The following is a 24,555-nucleotide window of genomic DNA, read 5'->3' on the forward strand; positions in this document are numbered from 1 at the left end:
AGGCAAGATGACCATCAAAATTGATTCAAAAATCACCGCATACGAAGTTGAAGCTGACGAAGTACCAGCGGAAACAGTCGCTGTCAAAGAGAAGCCGGAAAGCAATGTCATACAGATGCACGAGAAGGTTGCTCGCCCGGGCATGCTGTTTGGCTCTACCTACAAGATAAAAACCCCTCTCTCGGATCACGCACTCTACGTAACAATCAACGACATCGTTCTCAACGAGGGTACCGAGCATGAGATGCGTCGCCCCTTCGAGATTTTCATCAACTCCAAGAACATGGATCACTACCAGTGGATTGTCGCACTGACCCTGATCATGTCGGCTGTCTTCCGCAAGGGTGGCGACGTTACCTTTCTGGTTGAAGAGTTACGTTCCGTGTTTGATCCCAACGGCGGCTACTTTAAAAAGGGTGGCAAGTACATGTCCTCACTGGTTGCGGAAATAGGTGAGGTCGTTTGCGACCACCTGCAGATGATCGGCATGCTCAAACCTGACAAGCCGGATGAACATCAACAGAAAATTCTTGATGAGAAACGTGCAGAGTTTGAACAAGATAGAGCCGTTGAAGAGAATACCGGTCAGGATCAATCTTTTCCTGACAGTGCGCAACTGTGCAAAAAGTGTCACACCAAGGCAGTCATTAATATGGACAACTGCCTCACGTGCCTGAACTGCGGTGAGTCAAAATGCGGGTAATCTGAAGCACAAGATTGCGCATCACTGCAGGAAAAACATTTTTGTATTGATCCGGATGAGCTGCCGAGTGATCAGGCCCTAACGGCCGTGAGACTACCGGCAGTTATTCAGAACGCTCTTTGCTGTTCTGTTCCTGCTGTTCAGGCTGCTCCTGTGCTTCCTGCGGCTCTTCATCATGCCCTTCCTGAGGCACTTCCTGCTGCAATTCTTGATCACTCTCCGGCTCCGACTGCAAAATAATCATCTCGCACACGCGCATGAACAGCTTGTGGATATGACGGTAGTGTTCAATCGCATTGGATTCAATTTTGTAAACAACAAGGTGTTCCGGTGATTCCTGTGTAAGACGGCTATATAGATGCGAACGGGCACGCTCTACAAGCCCAGCAAAATGCGCCTTCGAATCAAGTATCTCCTGCGCCTTGTCACGATCATTATTCCCTATCGCCTCCAGTGCAGCTTGGCCGACCAGATAAGTCTCTTTATAGATCGCCTTGATCAACTCTTCCGTGCCCTCGCTGAACACCAGTTTGTAATCAAGTCGCTTGTAGCTGTCAGAGACAATTCCCTTCTCTACTGTATCAGCAATATTTTCAATGTGATTTGCCAGGGTGACATACTGGTAGAGACGTTGCGGCAACGGATCTACGAGATCGCCCGATGAAAGATCGTGCAGATAGACAATGATCGCACTGTGCAGAATATCGATCTCCTCGTCGCGCTGTTGAAGCGAGTGAATTCGTTCACGTGTACCAACGGTCAGGATCGGCATACTGTCCCTCAGCATGGAGAGCGCATGTTTACCCATGCGGGTGATCTCAAGACGCACACGATCAAGCGCCAGCGCAGGCTGGTCAAGGTAGTAGTCGTCGATATATTTCGGCTCAATAATCTTTTCCTCGATCACCGGTTTTGACGGAACAATACGCAGCACGATGGCAGACAGGGTATTGGTAAAGCCAAGAAAGATCAGAAGATTGAGTACATTGAATACAGTATGTGCATTGGCAATCTGGCGTGGCGTATCTGCTGCAAGACGGTCGACTCCATCAAGGCCTAACGACACGGGCGAAACATATCTCACCACTTCCGCCAACCAGGGGATAAAGGCAATGAACAACAAAACTCCCAGTACGTTAAACAGAATATGGGCGACTGCTGCCTGCATCGCCTCTCGAGGTTTGCCTATTGCAGAGATATAGGCTGTCACACAGGTACCAATATTTGAACCCATCACCAGCGCAATCCCGGCCTCGAGTGTCACAAAACCCTGACTTGCCATGATGATCACGATACCAGTGGTCGCCGAGGAGCTCTGTATCAAGGCTGTAAAAGCCGCTCCCATGAGGATACCCAACAACGGATTTTCCATTCCTCGCATAAGATCCATGAAGGGTTCCAGGGACCTCAACGGGTTGGTTGCCTGGCTCATCAGCTCCATACCGAAAAAGAGCATACCCAATCCCATCAGCATGATGCCGATCTGCCTGACACGCTGATTGGTTGCCAGCACCTCGGTAAAAAAACCGATCGCAATCAGCAGCATGGCTGATTTGGTGATTTTAAAAGCGATAATCTGCGCCGTGATCGTGGTGCCGACATTGGCTCCAAGAATGATTCCCATCGACTGGGTAAAATTCATTACACCTGCGGTAATAAAACCGACCACCAGGACTGTAGTAATTGATGATGACTGGATAATTGCGGTGACACCCGCACCTGCCAGGGCACCTGTAACCCGGTTGGTAGTCAGCTTTGAGAGGATGTTTTTGACACGATCGCCTGCAACCAGCTTGAGCGCCTCGGTCATTTTGCGCATGCCATAGAGAAACAGCGCCAGGCCACCGGCCAGGCCGACAATCATTACCCCGAATTCTACGCTTGTGCTGGTCTCTTGCATAAATTGAAGTGTGTAGTCTCCCGCCCGGTTATATGCCTGGAAGAGCTCTCTCCCTCCATCTTGAACTCTCTTCTGCACTGAGTGGAATCAAGCCCTTATCAACCAGGTAACCTTCATCACCCCATGCTGCATCGGAAGTGAATTCAGACAGGAACTCGCTGAGCCCGTTTACGAGTGGATAGTGTTCTCTCTTGATATAGAGATAGAGCGGTCTCGACAGGGGATAACTGCTGTTCTCGATCATTTCGAATTCAGGGGCAATCGAGTCGATCGATGCCGCATTCAGGAGATCGCCATTACGCTCCAGAAAGTTGTACCCGAGGATGCCGATTGCACCCGGATCATGAGACAACTTGCGTACGATTCGCGCATCATTCTCGCCCGCATTGATATAGGCGCCATCTTCCCTGAAGGTGTAACAGTGTTCATTGTATGCCTCTGAATCCTTTCCTCTCATGTCACGCAGCATGGCGTGATCGGCACAGGCCTGCTCCATCAGTTTCTCAACCAGGATGTCACGCGTTCCGGAACTGAGAGGTGGGCCGAGTATCTTGATGGGCATTGCGGGCAGTGATTCGCTGATTTCGTTCCAGTTACTGTAAGGATTACTGACCAGTTCGGCTCTGCCGGAAGGATCAGGTATCTCCCTCGCCAGGGCGAGGTAGAGATCCCTTGAAGAAAAATCGAAAGTCTCTGCATCATTTGTGCTCACGAACACAATACCGTCATAGCCGATTTTTACCTGTACGGGATCATCTATCCCATTACTCTCGCACTGCTTGAGCTCTTCTTCATTCAGCTTTCTTGACGCCATCGCAATATCAGGCGTTTCCAGACCGGCACCATCACAGAAAAAACGGAAACCACCACCGGTCCCCATCGCCTCAACAACGGGTGAGCGTGCACCTGTCTTGCGTACGAATCGTTCCACTACCGCAGAGACAATCGGAAATGCTGTCGAAGAACCGACAATCATGATGTAGTCACGCTGCTGTACAGCAGGCGTTGACCCCATGATGCCCGCAGAAAGAAGTAATCCTGTCAGTAGTTGCCAGGGTTTTATCACAACATCAGGCCCCTGATCATGAAGAAGAGCATGGCTGCGAGAATGCCTGATACAGGCACGGTAATCACCCATGCTGCAACAATCTTCATCAATGCAGAACGTTTGACAAGCTCGGTTTTGTAAACTTTCTTTAGTCCCTTGCGCTCCTTCTTGCTCAGATCAGCAGATGCTGAATGCTCTTTCAACTGCTGCAGCATCTCGGCTTTTCTTCTGATCGTTGCCTTCTGGAATCTCAACAGGAAGGCCTCGACCTCGGCTTCGTCCCTGCCGTGATGATGATCCTTGATCTCTTCGACCATTTTCAAATAGGTATGCTTGAGGAACTCTCGCAGAAATCCAACTCCGAAAACTGCACCAACCGCGATATGCGTTGATGAAACAGGCAAACCCAACTGGGAGGCGATAATGACAGTTATTGCAGCGGCCATGGCGATACAGAAGGCGCGCATCTGGTCGAGCTCAGTTATCTCGCTACCGACAGTCTTGATCAGCTTGGGACCATAGAGAGCAAGGCCGATCGCGATACCAATTGCACCAACCATCATGACCCAAATTGGAATCTCCGCCTTCTTGGCGATTCCGCCATGCAGGATTGCATCATTAATAGCAGCTAGAGGGCCAACAGCATTAGCCACGTCATTCGCACCATGCGCAAAGCTGAGCAGTGCTGCTGCAAAAATCAGCGGTACGGTAAAGAGACGATTGATGCTCCCTTTCTCATTCGCCATCTTGTTTGCCGCTTTTGCGATCATCGGTCTGATGATGAGGAAAATAACAACTGCAACAGCGAGTCCAATCAGCAGAGCCATAGGAAAATCGACTTTCCAGAGTTTTTTCAGCCCCTTGAGTACCAGGTAAGTAGAGAAGGCCCATGCCATTACACTGACGAGTAGTGGTACCATTCGTTTCCCAGCAGTAATCATATCCTCCTGGTAGGTGATGCTGCGCTTGATCAGGTAGAGAAAGCTGGCTGCGATCATGCCGCCAAGAACCGGTGAAATCACCCAACTGGCTGCAATCTGTCCCATCTTTCCCCAGTCGGCAATACCAAGCCCACCGGCAGCAATTCCGGCTCCGAGTACACCACCAACGATGGAGTGTGTCGTCGATACTGGTGCACCGAGTGCCGTAGCAATATTCAGCCATATTGCACCTGCCAGAAGTGCCGCCATCATCAGCCAGATGAAGGTATCACTGTCTGCAATCATGGCTGGATCAATGATCCCTTTCTTGATCGTACTGACCACGTCACCGCCTGCAATCAATGCACCGGAAGCTTCAAAGATGGCCGCGATGAGTATCGCACCGGCAAGTGTCAGCGCCTTTGAACCAACTGCAGGCCCGACATTATTGGCAACATCATTGGCACCGATATTCATCGCCATGTAGCCACCAATCATGGCTGCAGCAACAAGCATGTATCCGCCATCCAGACCTTGCAGGCTGAAGCCTGAAAACAGCATGATTCCGACGATAAAAAGAAGGGCAACACCCAACCTGAAAAGCTCCGGACGCCCGAAACGGGTCGCCTTCTCAATTTGAGATAAATTCTGTAATTCCATGGTCGATCCTTAAGGGGGTGAAATTTGGATTGCGAACATTATAATTTTAACAAATCCGTCACAATTCTGTCACATAAATCATGGTTATCATCAAATCAGGCAGGCATCTACGGAATGGCCTCTTGGAGTAGAAAAACAGGGTCCGAAAATCTTGCAGTGACTCCCTCTTTATGCCCCTGTTCGCTCAAAACGACCAAGCTTACGATTCTTTTCTACCTTGTCCCATTCAAACACCTCGCCATTGATAGCAATGTAAACGCCGTAAGGCAGTAATTGCACAGCAGCAACGGCACAACCGAGGTTAAAAAGTGCATCCGAACTGCCCACGCGATGAGGAATCATTGAACCGGTCAGAACAATGGTCTTTGCCAGCTCCAGGGAAGCAAGATCCGCTGCGGTCCGGGTCATGGTGTCGGTGCCGTGAGTTATGATCAGCTGCTCTTCTTGTGCCCGGCGACAGGCGTCTGAAACCACTTGGCGGTCTGCATCAGTAAAATCGAGACTGTCTTTCTGCATCAGGATCTCGACGGTGGTTTCTGCCGTACACCGCCCCTGCTTCAGCATTTCCTCGATAATCGAATCCTTGAACCAGAGTTTACCATCAGCTTCGAGATAGACCTTATCGATAGTCCCGCCGGTCAAAAGTATGCGCATCTGCAGTTTTTCCTTTCAATTCACAGGCCAATAATAGGAAGAACCGCACTGTAAGTCGAGAGAGCCCTTCCGCTACCGGCCACATACCGATAAAATAGATTCTTTTCGCCAACGATAAATTCCATGCGCACATCACAATTTCCTCTCAATACTGTCAAGGAAACACCGTCCGATGCGGAGATTCCAAGCCATCAGCTGATGCTGCGCGCAGGTATGATCCGTAAACTTGCCGCCGGTCTCTACAGCTGGCTGCCGCTGGGACTGCGTGTTTTGCGCAAAGTCGAGGCTATCGTACGCGACGAGATGAATAAATCAGGCGCGCTCGAACTGATGATGCCCGCAGTACAGCCTGCAGAGCTGTGGCAGGAATCAGGGCGTTGGGAACAGTACGGCCCCGAACTGCTGCGTTTTCACGACCGCCACAACCGCGAGTTCTGTTTCGGACCGACACACGAGGAGATCATTACCGATATTGCGCGCAATGAACTGCGCAGCTATCGGCAGCTTCCGGTCAATTACTACCAGGTACAGACCAAGTTCCGTGATGAGACCCGGCCACGTTTCGGTGTAATGCGCTCTCGCGAATTCATCATGAAAGACTCCTACTCCTTCCATCTCGATCAGGAGTCGCTGCAGAAAACCTACGATGACATGTACCAGGCCTACAGCAATATCTTCAGCCGCTGTGGCCTCGAATTCCGGCCAGTGCATGCAGATACAGGTTCAATTGGCGGTAGTGCATCGCATGAATTCCACGTGCTGGCGGATTCAGGTGAGGATGCCATCGCCTTCTCGACAAAAAGTAGTTATGCGGCAAACGTGGAGCTGGCTGAGGCAATTCCGGTAACAGATGCAACTGCTGCGGCAAGCGAAGAACTGCGCCTGGTTGACACGCCGGACGCAAAAACTATTGACGAACTTGTCGAGCAGTTTGACCAGCCGATTGAGCGCACCGTCAAGACCCTCATCGTTGAAGCATCCGAAGAGAATGAAGCAGACCTGGTCGCACTGATCGTGCGTGGCGATCACAGTCTCAACGAGATCAAGGCAGAAAAGCTGCCCGGCATCGCCTCTCCTCTCTGTTTTGCAACTGAAGAACAGATTCGAAATGCTATCGGTGCAGGCACCGGCTCACTTGGCCCGTTGAACCTACCAATCCCCTGTGTCGTTGACCGTAGCGTTGCTCACTGCAGCGATTTCAGCGCCGGCGCCAACCAGGATGGCAAACACTATTTCGGCATCAATTGGGAAAGAGACATGCCACTGCCACAGGTTGCCGATATACGTAATGTTGTGGAGGGCGATCCAAGCCCTGATGGCGAAGGCACTCTGACAATCGCACGCGGTATCGAAGTTGGACATATCTTCCAACTCGGCACCAAGTACTCTGAGGCACTCAAGGCACAGGTGCTGGATGAAAACGGCAAGGCCGCAACCATGACCATGGGCTGTTATGGTATTGGTGTGACACGCGTAGTCGGTGCAGCAATTGAACAGCACCACGATGACAAGGGCATCACCTGGCCAACTGCTATCGCACCTTTCCAGCTGGCGATAGTACCAATGAATCTGAAAAAATCGGAGATGGTTCGCGAGGCTGCCGAACAACTCTACACACAGTTGACTGATGCCGGAATCGAGGTATTGTTCGATGACCGTGACATGCGCCCCGGCGTCATGTTTGCAGATATGGAACTGATCGGAATACCGCATCGCATCGTCATCGGCGAACGCTCACTCAAGGAAGGCATGATTGAATACCGTGACCGCCGTGAAAGCGATAACGAGATGATTCCTCGCGATGAACTCGTTTCTTTCCTGCAACAGAAACTCAATAACTGAAACTGAACAACCAAGGAACACTGATGAAACAAGCTTCCAGCTATGAAAAAGAAGAACTGCTGAAATGTGGTTACGGCGAACTTTTTGGTGATGGCAACGCGCGCCTGCCAGTCGGCAATATGCTGATGATGGATCGTATCGTCAAGATCAGTGACTCCGGCGGCACCTATGGTAAAGGAGAAATCATTGCCGAACTTGATGTTGACCCTGAACAGTGGTTCTTTGCCTGTCACTTCCCGAGCGATCCGGTTATGCCCGGCTGCCTCGGACTGGATGCCATGTGGCAGCTGGTGGGATTCTTCCTCGGCTGGAGTGGACACCCGGGTCGCGGACGTGCGCTTGGTGTCGGTGAAGTGAAATTTACCGGCCAGGTTCTGCCAACTGCCAAGAAAGTCACCTACCGTATCAATGTCAGGCGTGTTCTCGCGCAGAAGCTTGTACTTGGTATTGCAGATGGCTCGATGGAAGTTGATGGGCGAGAGATATACACTGCAAAGAACCTGCGCGTGGGCCTCTTCACATCGACCGAGAACTTTTGAACCAAGCCGGCACCTGCCGGATCGGACAAATTGCACACAATAAGAAAGCCCGCATCTGCGGGCTTTTTTTATTAACTAGCGAGACTGATCAGATCAGTCGAGGTAACTCCAGTTACCCGCTGTCATCTGCTGCATGCCTTGCTCGTAGGCCATCTCGCCTTCGAATTTTGCCTTGCCAGCAGTTTTCACGGCCTTATCAAAATCACCCTTCTCAACAGCCGCCTTGGCCTTTTTGATCATCTTGGCTGTATCGCGCCATGCAATACCTTTCTTGTTAGCCTTGTCATAGGCAGCCTGGGCTTCAGCAATCGCAGCATCAGCTGCAGCCTTGTCTGCTGCAAATGCAGCCCCTGACAGGGCAACGGAAATTACTAAAGCGCTTGCAATAGTCTTGAGCATAATTCTCCACTCCTCGATGTGTGTTTTTCTATTTCTAACTGGCCAATTGGGATACCGGCCTCTTCTTATGGTCTGGTGAAAATTAACACGAATTCAGCAGGATGCCAACTCTGCCTGAGACGTATCTGCAAATTTGCCTGACAACAGGCAAAAATAGAGGAAATAACCCTATTTTTCATACCTTTAATTTACAAATACACTGCACATTAGGGAAAATACGTAGATAAGACCAATATAAGCGATTTTGAGCGAATTAACTGGACATTTAGCCTCTAATTAGCGACACTTGCTTAAATCTGATTATACCCCGATGGAAGCTGTCAGGAACAAAAAATATGGCAAAAATCCTGGTTCTAAATGGCCCAAATCTCAATCTGCTGGGAAAGCGCGAGCCCGACATATATGGCTCTGAAACACTGGCAGATATTGAAAAGCGCCTGACGGATCTTGCCAGAGAATCAGCCGACCAGGTCGATTTCTTGCAGTCAAATTCCGAGGTCGAGTTACTGCAACGTGTGCATGAAGCGCGTGAAGACAGTACTGATTTCATTATTATCAACCCCGGCGCATTCACGCATACCAGTATCGCCTTGCGTGACGCGTTGCTTGGGGTAGACATCCCTTTCATCGAGATACATCTTTCCAACGTGCACAGCCGCGAGGCATTCCGCCAGCAATCCTATCTTTCAGATATTGCTGTCGGTGTCATTACCGGGCTTGGCAGCCAGGGCTACGAGTTAGCACTGGCTGCAGCACAAAAACGCATTAACCCCTGAATTTAAAGTTTTCCGAGAGTCATAATGGATATTCGCAAAGTAAAAAAATTAATCGAACTGCTCGAGGAGTCGGACGTTGCAGAGATCGAGATTCATGAAGGTGAAGAATCGGTTCGCATCAGCAGGTCCAGCTCGATACCGGCACCCATGCCACAGCAGGTAATGGCAGCCATGCCCCAGGCGATGCCCGCTGCTGCACCTGCAGCACCGGCAGAAGCTCCTGCTGCGGCAGCTGAAGAGCCAGCAGGCCACATCATCAAGTCGCCAATGGTTGGCACTTTTTACCGCTCATCATCACCGACAGCAGCTGCTTTTGTTGAAGAGGGCCAGAGCGTCTCGGCCGGCGATACCCTGTGTATCATTGAGGCGATGAAAATCCTCAACCAGATTGAATCCGACAAGACTGGCGTTGTTAAAAAGGTACTTGTCGACAATGGTCAGCCGGTTGAATACAACGAACCGCTGTTTATCATCGAATAAGGCCAATATCCCATGATTGAAAAGGTTCTTATCGCAAACCGCGGCGAGATCGCCCTTCGCATCCAGCGCGCCTGTCGTGAACTGGGCATCAAGACGGTTGCCGTACATTCTGAAGCCGACCGCGATCTCAAGCATGTACGCCTCGCCGATGAGTCCGTCTGTATAGGACCGGCCTCATCCACCGACAGCTACCTGCAGATTCCAAATATCATCAGTGCTGCTGAAGTAACAGATGCTGTTGCCATCCATCCCGGCTACGGTTTTCTCTCCGAGAATGCTGACTTTGCAGAAAGGGTTGAAGACTCGGGCTTCGTATTCATTGGTCCAAAATCTGACACCATCCGCATGATGGGTGACAAGATCACTGCCATCGAGGCGATGAAGGAGGCCGGCGTTCCCTGCGTTCCCGGTTCCGACGGCCCACTGACTAAGGACGACGAGCGTACCATCAAGATGGCGCGTGAAATCGGTTATCCGGTCATCATCAAGGCTGCTGGCGGTGGTGGTGGTCGCGGAATGCGTGTGGTTCACTCCGAGGGCTCACTGCTCAACTCCATTTCTCTGACCAAGACCGAGGCACACACGGCCTTTGGCAACGATACCGTCTACATGGAGAAGTTCCTCGAGAATCCCCGCCATGTCGAGTTCCAGGTACTCTCAGATACACACGGCAACGCCATTCACCTCGGTGAGCGCGACTGTTCAATGCAGCGCAGACATCAAAAAGTTGTCGAGGAAGCGCCTGCACCTGGCATTACGGACAAACAACGCAAAGAGATTGGTGAACGCTGCGCTGAGGCCTGCCAGACCATTGGATATCGTGGTGCCGGTACATTCGAATTTCTGTTCGAGAACGACGAATTCTACTTCATCGAGATGAATACCCGTGTACAGGTCGAGCATCCGGTAACCGAAATGGTAACCGGTGTGGATATCGTCAAGGAACAGCTGCTGATCGCAAGCGGCGAGAAGCTGTCGTATAAACAGAAGCAGATCAAAATGCGTGGTCATGCGGTCGAGTGCCGCATCAACGCCGAGGATGCCAAGACTTTCATGCCCAGCCCTGGCACTATTACCCAGCTGCATGTTCCAGGCGGCCCAGGTGTACGTGTCGATACGCATATCTACAATGGTTACAAGGTTCCACCCTACTATGATTCAATGATCGGCAAGCTCATTACTCATGGTGAAGACCGACAGTCTGCCATTGCTCGTATGCATACGGCACTCGCCGAGATGGTCATCGATGGCATCAAGACCAATATCCCACTGCAGCGGGATATTATGCGTGACTCAGCTTTCAAAGAAGGCGGAGCCAACATTCACTATCTTGAAAAGAAACTCGGACTCTGACGGTCACCGGGCAAGTCACAGAAAATGCCCTGGGTCCAGGTCCACATTCCGGTTGAAAAGGCAGCAGCTCAAGCAGTTGAGCTGCTGCTGGAAACAATCGGTGCCATCTCCATCACACTCACGGATGCCGGTGACGAACCGCAACTCGAACCGGCTCCCGGTGAAGAGCGCATCTGGAGTGAGACAGTCGTAACAGCACTGTTTGAAAGCGAAACTGACCGGCAACAGTTACGTAGCGCACTCGAAACCGCTCTCGATCAACTCAACATCAATGCGACACCAGTAATCGAGGTTCTCGAAGAGCAGGAGTGGGAACGCGCCTGGCTTGATGACTTCAAACCAATGCGATTTGGCGAACGCCTGTGGGTAGTCCCACGCGGGCTGCAGCTTCCGGATGAAGCAACTGATCCCGTCGTAATGACACTTGATCCGGGTCTCGCATTCGGTACAGGCACGCACCCGACGACTGCCCTGTGTCTCGAATGGCTAGACCAGGCGGATCTACCAGGCAAGGATGTTATCGATTTCGGCTGCGGTTCGGGAATACTGGCAATCGCCGCATTGCTGCTCGGGGCACGCCAGGCAACTGGTATCGATCACGACCCCCAGGCGCTGATTGCGAGTGAACAGAATGCAGAAGAGAACGGTGTGCTTGACCGCCTTGTGCTGCAAAACAGCGATACCCCTCCCCAAAAGTCAGCCGATATCGTCATGGCAAATATACTTGCCAGCGTCCTGATTGACCTCTCCACACAATTGGCATCACTACCTCGTCAGGGTGGCCGTATTGCACTCTCCGGCATACTTGCCGACCAGGCAGAGGATGTACGCGCTGCTTTTGATCCCTACTTTCGCCTGGAAGCGACACAAAATCTGGATGACTGGGTATTAATCACTGGCACAAAGCGTTGATTAATAAACTATTTCTTAATTAACCCCACTTGCAAAGCATGTGCGCACTGCCCCACACCCCTCTTTTATCAAAATTGCGAATTATCAATAAAAAATAGACTATATTTAAGGTATGGACAGAAAGCAGTCATATCTGAAATTTCTTCAGTTGGCACAAGCGGTTAAAGAGACATCAGATTTTCCCGCTCTTGATGCTGTCGAAGAGCGTGTCCTGAACATCTTTGCTATCGCATGGCACAAAGGACGCGAAATCACCGTACTCGAGGCAATGAAGATGCTACCAGGCATCTCGGAGAGCACGGTTTTCCGTCGCATCAAGTCACTGCGCCAGAAAGAGATGATATCGCTTAATATGGACGAAAAAGATCGTCGTACACGTTTTATTCGTCCGACTGAGCGTGCTAATGACTACTTCGGCAGGCTTGGCAATTGCATGAAAAAAGCACAACAGGCCTGAGTCTGTAATCCACGGCAAGATTTCCCTCTACCCACATTACACAATTGACCTGAGCGCCCTTGTGGCAGTATCTTGTTATTCCCTGAGAATTCCAGAGAAAGAGGTAACTATCCGTGGAAAAAATACTACAGTGGCTCGGCCAGATTGACCCCACCCTGATCACCAACACAATCATGGAGTATGGCATCTCCATCCTGTCTGCTCTCGCCATCTACATTATCGGTAAGTGGCTGGTAACACGGATATCCACGCTGATAAAGAAAACCATGACAAGCCGCGGAGTCGAACAAACTCTGGTCAAATTTCTTGGCAATATCGTGCACTGGCTACTGCTCGCCTTTGTCATCATTGCTGCCCTGACGCAGCTCGGCGTTGAAACCACTTCGATTGCAGCCATCTTCGCAGCCGCTGGCCTGGCCATTGGTCTTGCACTCAAGGATTCACTATCAAATTTCGCTTCGGGTGTGATGATCATCATGTTCCGCACTTTCAAGGTTGGTGACTTTGTTGAAATTGCGGGCACATCGGGAACTGTCGAGGAAGTGAGTATCTTTACGACCCACCTCAAGACGCCCGACAACAAGCTTGTCATTGTGCCCAACTCATCCATCACCAGCGGCACCATTACCAATTTCTCAGCAAAGCCAACGCGTCGTGTCGACATGGTGTTTGGCATCGGTTACCAGGATGACATCAGGAAGGCCAAGAGCCTGCTCGAGGAGATCCTCGCCAGTGATGAGCGCATACTGAAAGATCCCGCACCTGTAGTTGCCGTTTCGGAACTGGCCGACAGTAGCGTCAACTTTATTGTCCGTCCATGGACGAAAAAAGAAGACTACTGGGGTGTCTACTGGGATCTGCAAGAGAACGTCAAACTGAAATTTGATGAAGCCGGTATCAGCATCCCCTTCCCGCAGCAGGAAGTCCATATGCACACGCTTAATGCCGCTTGAAGAGATAAGAAGTTCGAGCCTGGTTTTCATACCGAAGACCAGGCCGGTAACTTGTGTGATTCATGAACGACATTATCACCTGGATTATCATCGCTGCTTTCTATGCGCCCCTGCACTACCTGCTGCCTGTACTCTTTCTGTTCATCACTGGAGAAGAGGCCGAGAGTGTCCGCAAACAGCTGATACATGCAGCCATTCTCGATTCAACACTCTCTATGGTGATTGCGTTTGCTGTCGTCATCCTTCTGTTTAACAAGGAAATGATCAGCATCGCCATGCTGATCCTGCTGCTGTCAATGTTCTACCCCTTCGTCAGAATCATCAGGCAACGCAAGAAACTCCATTAAACATACTCCCTCTTGCAGTGGCTTAACACAAATGCAAGACAACCCAAGTATAATAAGGTACTCCACGCTGATAGCGTATTTAATTTCCCCACCCCGGAACAGAGAAAGATGAGCAGTCAAATCTTTAAGGACAATACCTTTCCCCGCCACATCTCGGACGTCATGAACCTGATGCACATGATGGTATTCCAGGGCACAGATGGTGAAGAGAAGTGGGAGACATACCTGACTCCGAAGCAGAAAGAGTATGTCGCACTGGGACTGGCTCTCTATTACCAGTGTGACCACTGTATCGATCACCACCTTGCTGCCCTGTGTAAAATCGATAAGGTCAGCAAGGATACCATCTGCCAACACATCAACTCGATGATTCTTTTCCTGAGGATCGACACCCGGGTTATCGGTAGTTCGGAGAAGAACTACTGGATCAAGGCATGGCAGCGTTTCGCCAAACTGATCTCCTTCCAGAGTAATGATCCGGATCTCCCCTACCTGATTGCGTTGGCCATCGGTATTGCACGAGATGACGAATTCCTCATAGACTTTTGCGGCACCCAGGTCGTCAACAGTTGTGAATCGAGGGAAATCAACCCGCGTGCAATGGTGGGCGAACTTGAGGCGGTGGTCATTTTCATGAAAGCAGCTGCATCCAAGAACCGCATCGTCGACAAGGTCGAGAAGCTGTTTGCCTGACCGAATTTCACTTCTCATCGTCACCCGTGCTCTGCCAGGAAGAGCACAAATTGGTTGACAAAGCATTAGAAGATACTAAAATAGGAATCATTCCTATTTACTGCGTGATAACACCTGATGACGTCACAACCGCTCAACAGTATTCCGGTCGGCCACAAGGTCAGGCTGAATGCTATTCAGGGTGGTCGCCAGCTTACCCGGCGCCTGTTGGCGCTCGGCATCAGCCTGGGCAGTGAATTCGAAGTCATCAACCATCGCGACCACGGCGTTGTCGTTGCCCGTGAACAGAATCGCGTGGCACTTGGAAGCGGTATAGCCAGCAAGCTCTCTGTTGAGCTCCTCGACTAATGCCTTGCCACGACACCGGCAAGGCGTCAGAGAGTATTAAAGGCAATCTGCGCATCGCAATCGCGGGTAATCCCAATTGCGGCAAGTCAGCCCTGTTCAACAGCTTTACCGGGATTCGCCAGAAAACCGGCAACTGGCCGGGTGTCACCGTTGATCGCAAAGAGGGACACTTCCAGATAGATGACCGCCAGGTCACCGCTATCGATCTGCCAGGTATCTACTCACTCGATGCCAACTCACTGGATGAACAGGTAACGCGCGACTACCTGTTGTCACGGGATGCCGATCTCATCGTTAATGTCATCGATGCCTCAAACCTGGAACGCAATCTCTATATGACTGTGCAGTTGCTGGAGATGGGTGTTCCGCTAATCGTCTCTCTCAATATGATGGATATTGCGCGCAAACGCGGTATCGATATCGACATCACCATGCTGAGTCGGGAACTCGGTTGCCCTGTGGTTCCGATCGTCGCCACCAGTGGTGAAGGGATCAGTGAACTCAAGGCGCGCATGCTGGATGTTGTGGACAACAAGGTAACAGGCGGTTACTCACTTGCCTTTGATGAAACCATTGAGTCCGCTGCCAGCGAACTCTCCGGGATGATCGAACACGAACACGCAGCTAACAGGCGCTGGCTGGCAATCAAGCTACTTGAAAATGACGCCCATGCAACCGCCAGTGTCAGCGATGCGACCCGAGAGCAAGCGACTCACCTGCAACAGCAAATCCTGGTGCGTAACGACGAGGATGCAGATGTCCTGATTGCTGACAGTCGCTTTGGACATGCGCATACCCTCGCTCGCAGTGTCCTCAAACATCGCTCACGCATCACGCGCACCATGAGTGACCGTATCGATCAGTTCGTACTCGGAAAGTGGAGCGGCATTCCACTGTTCCTGGTCATCATGTACCTGATGTTTCTCTTCACCATCAATTTTGGTGGTGCTTTTATCGACTTTTTTGACGGCATTGCAGGTGCAATCTTTGTTGACGGACTTGGCGAACTGCTGACATCACTCGGTAGCCCTGCATGGCTGCGCGTCGCGCTGGCTGACGGAATCGGTGGTGGCATCCAGATTGTTTCAACATTTATTCCGATCATCGCCTCGCTCTACCTGTTCCTGTCACTACTTGAAGATTCCGGTTACATGTCACGTGCCGCTTTTGTCATGGATCGCGCCATGCGTGCAATCGGATTACCCGGCAAGGCATTTGTACCCCTGATTGTCGGTTTTGGATGCAACGTGCCTGCGATCATGGCAACCCGTACACTTGAACACGAACGTGAACGCAAGTTGACCATTCTCATGAATCCTTTCATGTCTTGCGGTGCACGCCTGCCTGTCTATGCACTCTTTGCGGCGGCATTCTTTCCACATTCAGGTCAGGATATCGTTTTCCTACTCTATATTGCCGGAATCGCGGTTGCGATTCTTACCGGCTTGTTGATGAAAAAGACCCTGCTGCCAGGTGAAAGCAGCGGCTTTATGATGGAGTTACCCTCCTATCACATGCCGTCAATGAAAGGTGTTCTGCTGCGTGCATGGGATCGTGTGAGCCTGTTTATCAGGGAAGCAGGCCAGGTCATCATCGTCATGGTGTTGGCGCTGAACCTGCTCAACTCGATCGGTACTGACGGCAGCTTCGGTAACGAAAACAGTGAAGAGTCTGTGCTCAGTGAAGCGAGCAAGCAAATCACACCCCTGTTTGCACCAATGGGCATCCAGGATGACAACTGGCCTGCCATTGTCGGCATCCTCTCAGGTGTCCTTGCCAAGGAAGTCGTCGTCGGCACACTCGACACGCTCTACACGCAAATTGGCCAAAAGGGCATGCCTGAAACCGAATTTGATTTTTGGCAATCAGTCAACGATGCAGCCGCAACTGTTCCGGACAATCTTGCCGGTCTTGCTGCTTCGGTAGCAGATCCGCTGGGGCTCGATATTGGTAATCTCGATGATCACGGTGAGGCAGCTGCCAGCCAGGGTGTCAGGGAGAGTGTATTTGGTGCAATGAATCAGCGTTTTGACGGGCAGGCCGGTGCATTCGCCTACCTGCTGTTTATTCTGCTCTACTTCCCATGCGTCGCAACTATCGGTGCTATCAAGCGTGAAGCCGGTCGTAAATGGGCAGCCTTTGTCGCATTCTGGACAACCTCTGTCGCTTACCTGACTGCCAGCAGTTACTATCAACTGGCTACTTATGCAGACCACCCCCAGCTCTCCATCATCACACTCTCTCTGATGTGGATGCTGTTTTTACTGCTGATCATCGGGCTGCGTTACTGGGGCAGAAAAGTACCTGCGTCTGCTGCAGTTGTGGATGGTAGCAGCGGATGATCCTCTCCGAGGTACGTGAATATGTAAAAGAGCGTGGCCGTGTCACACTCGGGGATATCGCCTTGCATTTCGACAGCGATCCCGAATCTGTGCGCCCTATGCTGGATCTCTGGATCAAAAAAGGAAAGATCAGAAAAGAGATGCTCACCAGCGCCTGCGGAAGCAGTTGCAACTCCTGCGATGCAGCGACAACCGAGATTTATACCTGGAATGGGCAGAAAGCTATTTGAGCTCTACAGCGAAACCATCAATTAGTTGTATATCCATCCCTGGCGTACAGCATATTTTTCCATCTCGACAGCCACGAACACCACCAACGGTAACAACATACACAGAAGCAAATCATGCGCAGACAGCGGGCTAGTATGAAATATCTCATTGAAAAATGGAACATAGATAATCATCATCTGTAGCGAGACCGTCAGCAAAATTGCACCTATCAGTGCAGGATTTGAAAAAAGCCCGATAGAAAACAGTGATTCCTGCTCGGAACGAATCGCCAGCACATGCATAAGTTGTGAAAAAGTCAGCACGGTAAAGACGATTGTCTGCCAGTTGTCTGAACCACCATGAAAAGCCCAGGCTTGTGCACCCAGCGACAAGGCGGCAATAAACAACCCTACCCACACGACATGCTGCCACATACCATGAGAGAAGATCGTCTCCTCCGGCCTGCGTGGCGGCCTGCTCATAATGCCCTTTTCCCTGTGCTCGGCTGAGAGTGCGAGTCCGGGCAGACCATCCGTCACCAGGTTGATCCAGAGAATCTGCACTGGCAGAAGCGGCAACGGCAGACCGATGAATGGCGCAAGGAATAGTACCCAGACCTCACCGGCGTTACTCGTCATGGTGTACTTGATGAACTTGCGAATATTATCAAAGATACGGCGACCTTCACTGACAGCATGAACAATGGTGGCGAAGTTGTCATCCAACAGCACCATGTCACTCGCTTCACGAGCAACATCGGTACCCTTCTTACCCATGCCAATACCTATGGTTGCACGTTTCAACGCCGGTGCATCATTGACGCCATCACCGGTCATGGCGACAAACTCACCATGTTTCTGCAACGCCTTGACGATGGCTATTTTCTGCTCCGGAGATACTCTTGCATAGACGGATATCTCCTCAACCCTGTCAGCAAACTCCTCCTCTGACAGTGCAGCAATATCTGATCCTTTCATCACTTCGATATCACTGGCGATGTCGAGGCGGCGTGCAATTGCACTGGCAGTTGCCGGATGATCACCTGTGATCATTACCGGCTTGATACCTGCTGTTTTACACGCGCTGATAGCCGCAGGCACTTCCGTACGCGGTGGATCAATCAGACCAACAAGACCCAAGAGAACAAGCTCGGTCTCGATACACTCTTGCGTAATACAATCCGGCAGATGAGGAAACCTGCGCATCGCCAGTGCCAGCACCCTGTATCCCTCGGTTGCCATCTCCTCGGCCTGTTGCAGAATCTCCTGCTGATCAATCGCCTCGTCACCAGTAGAGTGAAGTTGTTTCGTACAGCATGGAATGACTGCTTCAGGTGCACCCTTTGTGAAGGCCACCACTTCATCGCCGATAGTGTGCAGGGTGGTCATCGCTCGACGGCTGGTATCGAATGCCAGTTCGGCGATACGTGGGAAATCCGTCTCTATATCATGCTTCCTGATGCCACCATCAAGAGCACCAAGGTAAAGAGCGACGTCTGTTGGATCACCAAGCGGCTCGTCGTGTTCATCAAGAGTCACGTCGGTGCTGAGCGCGAGCAACCTTCCAAGCCATTGCCACGGCTCAGAGCCGATATCGATCTCGCTGAGACTGTTAATACTTGTCCCGTCTGCATCGATACGCTCAACACGCATACGATTGCTGGTGAGTGTGCCTGTCTTGTCTGAGCAGATGTAGGTAACAGAACCGAGCGACTCTACTGTCGGCAAACGACGCATCAGGGCGTTGTGTTTACCCATCTTCTGGGCACCCATGGCCAGTGAAATGGTGACTACCGCAGGCAGAGCTTCGGGTATCGCGGCAACAGCAAGACTGATTGCCGTGAGCAGCATCAGCATCACTTCCTCACCGCGCGCAAGTCCGGCAAAAAAAACCACTGCTGCGATAATTAGGATAGCAACGGCGAGTTTACCGCCAAATCGTTCGAGCCGATGCTGCAGCGGGGTCAGCACTGTACCCGAGGTTTTCAGCAGATCAGCTATCTTGCCAAGTTCCGTCTGGTGACCTGTCGCGACGACTACTCCCAGTGCTCTTCCGCGTGTCACATTGGTGCCTTTGAAAGCCATATTACTGCGGTCACCGACAGGCAGCTCTGCATCATCCAACTGCTCTTCCTGCTTTGTAACCGTGAAAGATTCTCCGGTCAGCGCGGCCTCATCAAGTTCACAATCTGCCACCTCGAAAAGGCGCAGATCGGCAGTCACGACATTACCAGCCTCTATGGAAACGACGTCTCCCGGAACAAGTTGTGTGGAGGGGATTGACTGCAGATGACCACCCCGGCGTATACGCGCTTCCGGCTCAGTCATTCGTTTTAGGGCATCCACTGCTCTTTCGGCGCGATACTCCTGAATCAAACCTATGGTTGCATTGAGTATGACAATGATGAGAATAACAACAGTGTCACTGATTTCACCAATGGCACCAGCAATCACTGCGGCAGCCAGCAGGATCAGGATCATCGCATCCTTGAACTGAGCAATAAACTTCTCTGCAAGGGTGGTGCGGCGTTTCTCGCGAAGCTCATTGGCGCCGTAAATCGCCGACCGTTGGGCTACCTGCTGATCAGAAAGACCGTCACGCAGGTCCACCTCGAGGAGTGATGCAACTTGCTCGGCTGATAATGTATGAAATAACGCGTTCTGTGGAGTCGTGTCCATTCAGGCTGCAGCCATGTGCTAACAGAGACTCCATCTTAACTTAAATACCAGCTCTCCTATAATCCTGCTAATAGGGACTGGATCAGCGGATAAGATCTGAATAGGAAAATATCAGAACCGAGCTTAATGGATCTTCCATATTGACTATCACGGTGACGGGGGTGTTACTCTCCCTCACACTGTGGAGTCGATTCTTATGTCTGAGCAGATGATGCTCAAGATCTCCACCCGGAATAAGCAGTTGGTCATTGGTGTAGCTGTTTCCATTAAACTGATAGCTATAGGTAACAGCCATGGCAATATTGGCAACCTTACTTGATCAGGCTGTCAAACGTGCATAGAGCAGTGGCAGCCTGTTCGGCAATTCACCCGGGTCATGTATGACAACGAAATTGTTGCTGCCAAAAAGATGCGGTAGATACTCACTACCCTTGGTATCAATGGTCACGCAGAAAGGCTGCATACCAAGCTTTCTCGCTGCCTGTACAGCATGGCGTGTATCTTCAATGCCATGCCTGCCCTCGTACTTGTCGATGTCATTGGGTTTTCCGTCGGTAAGAATCAACAGCAGGCGACGGTTGGCCGGCTGGTTTTCCAACTGCCGGGTTGCATAACGAATACCTGCACCCAGGCGAGTATAGTATCCCGGCTTGATCATCCCGATACGCCCCCTGATCTCACCGCTGTATTTTTCGTCGAACTCCTTCAATTGGTGCAAACGAACCGGGTTTCGTTTGCGCGAGGAGAAGCCATAGATTCCGAAACGGTCCCCGGTTGCCGCAAGTGACTCTGCAAACAGGAATAAAGCGTCCCTGATGACATCGATAACACGATGCTGATCATTGATCCAGGTATCGGTAGACAGCGACAGGTCAGCGAGAAGAAAACAGGCAAGGTCGCGGCCACCACTGCGCAGTTCACGATAAAGTCCATGTGCCGTGTCACCATGTCCGGACTCCCTGTCCGCGGCAAAACGCAAATAGGCATCAAGATCGATCTCCTGTCCATCTGCCTGCGCCCTGTGCCATACACGTGAAGGTGCCAGTGTCTGAAACTGGTGACGCAGACGTCTGGCAGTCTTGACCAGGTGCTGTGGTAGTTCCAATGAGCCCGGGGCATCGGCAACAAGATGAATAATCCTGCAGGCATCAGGCAAAAGTTCCTGACGTTTCCAGTCCCATTCAGGTAATAAAAGTCCCTCATCAAGAACAAGATCATCATCCGCCTCAGACGGCAGATCCAGATCAAATTTAAGCGATGCCGCCGAACTCCTGCGGTTACGTGCCACGGCCAGTTTGTCGAGGTCATCTGCAATCGCCTCGGCACGCCCGAGATCTTCGTCATCCTCCTGGCCACGGTCTACATTGACAAACTCACCCCAGGTAAAGATGTTCTCCATGCGGACAGTGATGAGACCGCGATCACTTTCCGGTGAGTCAACGCGTTGCGCCTGTTTACGTTTCGCATTTTCCGGCGTATGGCTTACTCCACCGTGATCGTTATTATTCTCATCGACATCATCTTCTGGCTGCAGCTGTGTTCCAGGTGGCGCCGGATGCAACCAAAGGGGAATCGGGTATGGATCACGATTAATATCGGGCAACCGGGTGACCGAGCCGGGATTGGTTAACGCCTGGCGTAACAGCTGCTCGGCTTCTGCCTCGGCATGATTCAATCTACCGCGCGTAGGCCTCTGCTCAAGGTGTGCCTCGACCAGCCTCTTGTATCGAGCCCGCATACCGGGAAACTGTTGCAGTGTATTTCGGGTTAACTCCTGGTTGTGTACGTACCACTCCTGTCGATGCGGATGATCGCTCACGGCAAGCGCCGACAGCCACAGGTAGAGGTCACGATTGAGGCTCCTGTGCGGGAACCAGTCAAGTGATAAAGGCAGGCGTAATGAACGCTCATCTCGCCATGCAAGCTCGACCTTGTTATGCGACCCTGCAATGCGCTGCAACAGCTTTCTGCGCATGCTGATCGCAGTAGCGTCAACGGCTTCTATCCGTAAACCACCGTCTCCGCCAAGCGCACGAAACAGGATGCCAACTGTCTCTCGCACCTCGTCCAGGCAAACTGCGGCGTCCGGAAAATGATCATCAGCCATGCGGGTGATAAAACGGTGCCAGAAAGCTCCTACCTGCTCTTCCATGTTAGCGTCGACCTGCAGGCTTGCCTGCCTGCCCTTCACGTTGAGAATCGGAACTGCGGCCTGTTACGACCACTTTGGCATCCTCTCCTTCCACCCATCGCAACAAGCTCTGTTTATGATCTCTGTCCTCAACCTTTGTACAGGCAGAAATACATTCGCCACACTCGGTGCAGGTAAACATCTTCCGTTTCAGTGTTCTCGGGCGTAGCCGCATGGGGCATGCATTGTCGCAGGCGTTGTTACAGCTGTTACAGTCAGTTGCGCGCTGTATATCAAAACCGACCACCATCGCCTTGTCATTCGCCATCCAGGCAAGGCTCTGAAACAGACCCACTGCACAACCAAAACGACAAAAGAGATGACGGGCAAAACCAAATTCAATCGACAGAAGGAGCGTGCCGACACCCAGAAAAATCGACTGGTTTCGAGTCAGGTTACCAGTAAAAAGATTGGAATAGATTTCTCCCGGTGGAAGCAGGTAGGTGAGCAAGGTCAGCGCCCACAGGAATGCAAAACCGATAATTGCAACAGCAGTCGGAATCCAGTAAACGGGATTCGGTTTCAGTTTGCTCCCATCTGGCTGTTTCTCAGGCAGGGTTTTACGTTCCCAGATGCTGGGCTTTCCGCTGGCACGCAACATTAAACGATTGATCACTTCAACAACCGAAAAGTGCGGACACAACCAACCGCAGTAGAGTCGCCCCCAGCGCCACGCTGACCAGATCAGCAAGCCGCCAATCAGCAAGATCGGGAAGAAGCCCCTGATAATCAGGTTAATCGCAGCATCGAGGCTGCTTGCCTCACCGGCAATAAATGCATCAATTCCCAGGGTCCAGTGAAAACCGAAAAGGATGAAATGCCCAAGATTGAGATCAAGTCTGAACAGGTCAAGCGGAGGTGCTATCACGAAGAGAATAAAGAAACCCATCTGAAACCAGGCGCGTTTTTGCTGAAGTGAAGTGCGAGGTATGCTCATCTCAATGCGTGGCAACCGTCAGGCAATGTTTTGCCAACCAGCGGATAACGCCAGCAACGCCCTGCCATTGCCTGGGCAAGGCCAAGAATACCCAGTATCACCAGGCTTGCATGACAGATAGTAAAATAGGTAATCAGCACGACCCACGTCCAGGGGCCGTCAAAGCCACCCAGCAGAAGAATCAGGCCAACGACAAGAATCAGAAGCACACCGGCCCACAGGGATGCATTCATTGTCTGTGACAGGTGTGCTGCAGCCAGTGGAGGCGCTTTGTCGACCTTGAGAAAATAGAGCAGCAGGAGAATCAGAAAGGCAGCACCGGGCAGTAGCAGCAGGTTGAGGAGATAGAGCCCCTCTGCAGCAACTGCGAGAGAAAAACCAGGTACATCCGTATCTGAATTAATCTCCGATGGTTGCATGCACAACCTCCATCAATGCCTCGATCGTATCTGTATCGTCTGTCAGTGGTTCTACCAGCGCTGCCCGACAGGCTTCGCGAATATCATAACCGCCGCGTATCAGGGTTGCAGCGTAAACCAGCAGACGCGTTGATGCCCCCTCCTCGAGATCATGATCCTTCAGTGCGCGCAGTGCAATTGCAAGCTTCACAAGCCGCTCAGCCAGCTCGGCATCAATACCGGCCTCACCGATAAGAATCTCGGCTTCCAGTTCAGGCTCGGGAAAATCAAAGCTCATGGCTATGAAACGCTGCCGCGTTGAGGGCTTCATGCCCTTGAGAAGATTCTGATAACCCGGGTTATAGGAGACCACAAGCATGAACCCGGGCGGTGCTTTCAAAGTCTCACCGGTACGCTCAATCGGAAGAATACGCCTGTCATCAGTAAGAGGATGCAGAACCACGGTTGTATCCTTGCGTGCCTCGACAACCTCATCAAGGTAACAGATAGCGCCCTCGCGCACTGCGCGGGTCAGTGGTCCGTCACACCAGTAGGTTCCCTGCTCACCAATCAGGTGGCGCCCAACCAGGTCTGCAGCAGTCAGATCGTCATGACAGGCAACCGTATAGAGCGGACGCCCGAGTTTAGCCGCCATATGCTGTACAAAGCGCGTCTTGCCACAACCGGTCGGTCCCTTGATCATTACCGGAAGATTGTGATTCCATGCATGTTCAAACAGGGAGAGCTCATCACCCTGGGGCCTGTACCACGGCACTTCATCCTGTGTGTATAGATTTCTATCGTTTGTATTCATT

The 24,555-nt window shown here is 51.4% G+C and carries 25 protein-coding genes; 15 read left to right on the plus strand and 10 right to left on the minus strand.

Annotated elements, in window-relative coordinates; translation table 11 throughout:
* Window positions 1-7 precede the first annotated feature (7 nt).
* Window positions 8-703, plus strand: coding sequence for a TSCPD domain-containing protein (locus BOW06_RS08200; RefSeq protein WP_043117350.1), 696 nt, complete (start codon window positions 8-10; stop codon window positions 701-703).
* A gap of 103 nt (window positions 704-806) precedes the next feature.
* Here BOW06_RS08200 and BOW06_RS08205 read toward each other — a convergent pair whose 3' ends face one another.
* The 4 genes from BOW06_RS08205 to BOW06_RS08220 all read right to left on the minus strand — a co-directional run bounded on the left by BOW06_RS08205 (window position 807) and on the right by BOW06_RS08220 (window position 5,885).
* Window positions 807-2,681 carry a Na/Pi cotransporter family protein gene (locus BOW06_RS08205; protein WP_143555824.1) on the minus strand — a complete coding sequence of 625 codons (1,875 nt, stop codon included), beginning with the start codon at window positions 2,679-2,681 and terminating at the stop codon, window positions 807-809.
* The gene (locus tag BOW06_RS08210; protein WP_162181102.1) at window positions 2,632-3,669 is read right to left on the minus strand and encodes a substrate-binding domain-containing protein; all 1,038 of its coding nucleotides are present in this window, start codon (window positions 3,667-3,669) and stop codon (window positions 2,632-2,634) included. Before BOW06_RS08210 ends, BOW06_RS08205 begins: the two co-directional genes overlap by 50 nt.
* The gene (locus BOW06_RS08215) at window positions 3,666-5,231 is read right to left on the minus strand and encodes an inorganic phosphate transporter (protein ID WP_043117351.1); all 1,566 of its coding nucleotides are present in this window, start codon (window positions 5,229-5,231) and stop codon (window positions 3,666-3,668) included. Before BOW06_RS08215 ends, BOW06_RS08210 begins: the two co-directional genes overlap by 4 nt.
* A 168-nt stretch (window positions 5,232-5,399) precedes the next feature.
* A complete protein-coding gene (locus tag BOW06_RS08220) occupies window positions 5,400-5,885 on the minus strand; it encodes an asparaginase domain-containing protein (RefSeq protein ID WP_043117353.1) in 486 nt (161 codons plus the stop codon).
* 123 nt (window positions 5,886-6,008) lie between these two features.
* On the opposite strand from BOW06_RS08220, the gene BOW06_RS08225 reads away from it, so the two are divergent.
* The gene (locus BOW06_RS08225; RefSeq protein ID WP_043117354.1) at window positions 6,009-7,727 is read left to right on the plus strand and encodes a proline--tRNA ligase; all 1,719 of its coding nucleotides are present in this window, start codon (window positions 6,009-6,011) and stop codon (window positions 7,725-7,727) included.
* A gap of 23 nt (window positions 7,728-7,750) precedes the next feature.
* Entirely contained in the window at window positions 7,751-8,266 is a 516-nt protein-coding gene (gene fabA / locus BOW06_RS08230) for a 3-hydroxyacyl-[acyl-carrier-protein] dehydratase FabA (RefSeq protein WP_043117356.1), read from the plus strand.
* A 93-nt stretch (window positions 8,267-8,359) separates the two neighbouring features.
* Here the strand turns inward: fabA and BOW06_RS08235 are convergent, their stop codons facing one another.
* Window positions 8,360-8,665, minus strand: a complete 306-nt coding sequence (locus BOW06_RS08235; RefSeq protein WP_043117357.1) for a hypothetical protein — start codon at window positions 8,663-8,665, stop codon at window positions 8,360-8,362.
* 335 nt (window positions 8,666-9,000) lie between these two features.
* Between BOW06_RS08235 and aroQ the strand changes: the two genes are divergently transcribed.
* The 11 genes from aroQ to BOW06_RS08290 all read left to right on the plus strand — a co-directional run bounded on the left by aroQ (window position 9,001) and on the right by BOW06_RS08290 (window position 17,556).
* A complete protein-coding gene (aroQ, locus tag BOW06_RS08240; RefSeq protein WP_043117358.1) occupies window positions 9,001-9,441 on the plus strand; it encodes a type II 3-dehydroquinate dehydratase in 441 nt (146 codons plus the stop codon).
* Between the two features lie 24 nt (window positions 9,442-9,465).
* Complete coding sequence (gene accB / locus BOW06_RS08245; protein WP_043117360.1) at window positions 9,466-9,921, plus strand: acetyl-CoA carboxylase biotin carboxyl carrier protein; 456 nt, start codon at window positions 9,466-9,468, stop codon at window positions 9,919-9,921.
* Between the two features lie 12 nt (window positions 9,922-9,933).
* A complete protein-coding gene (gene accC / locus BOW06_RS08250; RefSeq protein WP_043117361.1) occupies window positions 9,934-11,274 on the plus strand; it encodes an acetyl-CoA carboxylase biotin carboxylase subunit in 1,341 nt (446 codons plus the stop codon).
* Between the two features lie 24 nt (window positions 11,275-11,298).
* A complete protein-coding gene (gene prmA / locus BOW06_RS08255; RefSeq protein WP_078453105.1) occupies window positions 11,299-12,186 on the plus strand; it encodes a 50S ribosomal protein L11 methyltransferase in 888 nt (295 codons plus the stop codon).
* 112 nt (window positions 12,187-12,298) lie between these two features.
* On the plus strand, window positions 12,299-12,643 hold the full coding sequence (locus tag BOW06_RS08260; protein ID WP_043117364.1) for a helix-turn-helix domain-containing protein: 345 nt from the start codon (window positions 12,299-12,301) through the stop codon (window positions 12,641-12,643).
* A 173-nt stretch (window positions 12,644-12,816) separates the two neighbouring features.
* A complete protein-coding gene (locus BOW06_RS08265) occupies window positions 12,817-13,596 on the plus strand; it encodes a mechanosensitive ion channel family protein (RefSeq protein ID WP_052132270.1) in 780 nt (259 codons plus the stop codon).
* 62 nt (window positions 13,597-13,658) lie between these two features.
* Entirely contained in the window at window positions 13,659-13,943 is a 285-nt protein-coding gene (locus BOW06_RS08270; RefSeq protein ID WP_043117366.1) for a hypothetical protein, read from the plus strand.
* 108 nt (window positions 13,944-14,051) lie between these two features.
* On the plus strand, window positions 14,052-14,636 hold the full coding sequence (locus BOW06_RS08275) for a carboxymuconolactone decarboxylase family protein (RefSeq protein WP_052132207.1): 585 nt from the start codon (window positions 14,052-14,054) through the stop codon (window positions 14,634-14,636).
* 117 nt (window positions 14,637-14,753) lie between these two features.
* On the plus strand, window positions 14,754-14,984 hold the full coding sequence (locus tag BOW06_RS08280) for a FeoA family protein (protein ID WP_043117368.1): 231 nt from the start codon (window positions 14,754-14,756) through the stop codon (window positions 14,982-14,984).
* Window positions 14,984-17,326, plus strand: coding sequence for a Fe(2+) transporter permease subunit FeoB (feoB, locus tag BOW06_RS08285; protein WP_052132208.1), 2,343 nt, complete (start codon window positions 14,984-14,986; stop codon window positions 17,324-17,326). The genes BOW06_RS08280 and feoB overlap by 1 nt, the downstream gene beginning before the upstream one ends.
* On the plus strand, window positions 17,323-17,556 hold the full coding sequence (locus BOW06_RS08290) for a FeoC-like transcriptional regulator (protein WP_043117370.1): 234 nt from the start codon (window positions 17,323-17,325) through the stop codon (window positions 17,554-17,556). Before feoB ends, BOW06_RS08290 begins: the two co-directional genes overlap by 4 nt.
* A 21-nt stretch (window positions 17,557-17,577) precedes the next feature.
* On the opposite strand, the gene BOW06_RS08295 is transcribed toward BOW06_RS08290, so the two are convergent.
* On the minus strand, window positions 17,578-20,214 hold the full coding sequence (locus tag BOW06_RS08295; protein WP_078454631.1) for a cation-translocating P-type ATPase: 2,637 nt from the start codon (window positions 20,212-20,214) through the stop codon (window positions 17,578-17,580).
* Window positions 20,215-20,410: 196 nt separating this feature from the next.
* Between BOW06_RS08295 and BOW06_RS13255 the strand changes: the two genes are divergently transcribed.
* Window positions 20,411-20,533 carry a hypothetical protein gene (locus BOW06_RS13255; RefSeq protein WP_256858098.1) on the plus strand — a complete coding sequence of 41 codons (123 nt, stop codon included), beginning with the start codon at window positions 20,411-20,413 and terminating at the stop codon, window positions 20,531-20,533.
* On the opposite strand, the gene BOW06_RS08300 is transcribed toward BOW06_RS13255, so the two are convergent.
* From BOW06_RS08300 to BOW06_RS08315, 4 genes are read right to left on the minus strand one after another with little or no spacing between them, the layout of a single operon-like run.
* Entirely contained in the window at window positions 20,534-22,405 is a 1,872-nt protein-coding gene (locus BOW06_RS08300) for a nitric oxide reductase activation protein NorD (RefSeq protein ID WP_306292326.1), read from the minus strand.
* The gene (locus tag BOW06_RS08305; RefSeq protein WP_078454632.1) at window positions 22,368-23,342 is read right to left on the minus strand and encodes a 4Fe-4S binding protein; all 975 of its coding nucleotides are present in this window, start codon (window positions 23,340-23,342) and stop codon (window positions 22,368-22,370) included. Before BOW06_RS08305 ends, BOW06_RS08300 begins: the two co-directional genes overlap by 38 nt.
* Window positions 23,339-23,761 (minus strand): magnetosome magnetite crystal formation protein family, encoded by a 423-nt coding sequence (locus BOW06_RS08310; RefSeq protein ID WP_043117373.1) that lies wholly within the window; start codon window positions 23,759-23,761, stop codon window positions 23,339-23,341. Before BOW06_RS08310 ends, BOW06_RS08305 begins: the two co-directional genes overlap by 4 nt.
* The gene (locus tag BOW06_RS08315) at window positions 23,742-24,554 is read right to left on the minus strand and encodes a CbbQ/NirQ/NorQ/GpvN family protein (protein WP_078454633.1); all 813 of its coding nucleotides are present in this window, start codon (window positions 24,552-24,554) and stop codon (window positions 23,742-23,744) included. The genes BOW06_RS08310 and BOW06_RS08315 overlap by 20 nt, the downstream gene beginning before the upstream one ends.
* Window position 24,555: the final 1 nt, after the last annotated feature.

It is taken from the genome of Solemya velum gill symbiont (genome assembly GCF_002020255.1).
GTDB lineage: Bacteria > Pseudomonadota > Gammaproteobacteria > Chromatiales > Chromatiaceae.

Bases quoted from the DNA above. Each gene is read 5' to 3' on its own strand.
- BOW06_RS08200 (WP_043117350.1), top strand. From the start codon at position 8: ATGACCATCAAAATTGATTCAAAAATCACCGCATACGAAGTTGAAGCT.
- BOW06_RS08215 (WP_043117351.1), bottom strand. From the start codon at position 5,231: ATGGAATTACAGAATTTATCTCAAATTGAGAAGGCGACCCGTTTCGGG.
- BOW06_RS08220 (WP_043117353.1), bottom strand. From the start codon at position 5,885: ATGCGCATACTTTTGACCGGCGGGACTATCGATAAGGTCTATCTCGAA.
- BOW06_RS08225 (WP_043117354.1), top strand. From the start codon at position 6,009: ATGCGCACATCACAATTTCCTCTCAATACTGTCAAGGAAACACCGTCC.
- fabA (WP_043117356.1), top strand. From the start codon at position 7,751: ATGAAACAAGCTTCCAGCTATGAAAAAGAAGAACTGCTGAAATGTGGT.
- BOW06_RS08235 (WP_043117357.1), bottom strand. From the start codon at position 8,665: ATGCTCAAGACTATTGCAAGCGCTTTAGTAATTTCCGTTGCCCTGTCA.
- aroQ (WP_043117358.1), top strand. From the start codon at position 9,001: ATGGCAAAAATCCTGGTTCTAAATGGCCCAAATCTCAATCTGCTGGGA.
- accB (WP_043117360.1), top strand. From the start codon at position 9,466: ATGGATATTCGCAAAGTAAAAAAATTAATCGAACTGCTCGAGGAGTCG.
- accC (WP_043117361.1), top strand. From the start codon at position 9,934: ATGATTGAAAAGGTTCTTATCGCAAACCGCGGCGAGATCGCCCTTCGC.
- prmA (WP_078453105.1), top strand. From the start codon at position 11,299: ATGCCCTGGGTCCAGGTCCACATTCCGGTTGAAAAGGCAGCAGCTCAA.
- BOW06_RS08260 (WP_043117364.1), top strand. From the start codon at position 12,299: ATGGACAGAAAGCAGTCATATCTGAAATTTCTTCAGTTGGCACAAGCG.
- BOW06_RS08265 (WP_052132270.1), top strand. From the start codon at position 12,817: ATGGAGTATGGCATCTCCATCCTGTCTGCTCTCGCCATCTACATTATC.
- BOW06_RS08270 (WP_043117366.1), top strand. From the start codon at position 13,659: ATGAACGACATTATCACCTGGATTATCATCGCTGCTTTCTATGCGCCC.
- BOW06_RS08275 (WP_052132207.1), top strand. From the start codon at position 14,052: ATGAGCAGTCAAATCTTTAAGGACAATACCTTTCCCCGCCACATCTCG.
- BOW06_RS08280 (WP_043117368.1), top strand. From the start codon at position 14,754: ATGACGTCACAACCGCTCAACAGTATTCCGGTCGGCCACAAGGTCAGG.
- feoB (WP_052132208.1), top strand. From the start codon at position 14,984: ATGCCTTGCCACGACACCGGCAAGGCGTCAGAGAGTATTAAAGGCAAT.
- BOW06_RS08290 (WP_043117370.1), top strand. From the start codon at position 17,323: ATGATCCTCTCCGAGGTACGTGAATATGTAAAAGAGCGTGGCCGTGTC.
- BOW06_RS08295 (WP_078454631.1), bottom strand. From the start codon at position 20,214: ATGGACACGACTCCACAGAACGCGTTATTTCATACATTATCAGCCGAG.
- BOW06_RS13255 (WP_256858098.1), top strand. From the start codon at position 20,411: ATGTCTGAGCAGATGATGCTCAAGATCTCCACCCGGAATAAGCAGTTG.
- BOW06_RS08305 (WP_078454632.1), bottom strand. From the start codon at position 23,342: ATGAGCATACCTCGCACTTCACTTCAGCAAAAACGCGCCTGGTTTCAG.
- BOW06_RS08310 (WP_043117373.1), bottom strand. From the start codon at position 23,761: ATGCAACCATCGGAGATTAATTCAGATACGGATGTACCTGGTTTTTCT.
- BOW06_RS08315 (WP_078454633.1), bottom strand. From the start codon at position 24,554: ATGAATACAAACGATAGAAATCTATACACACAGGATGAAGTGCCGTGG.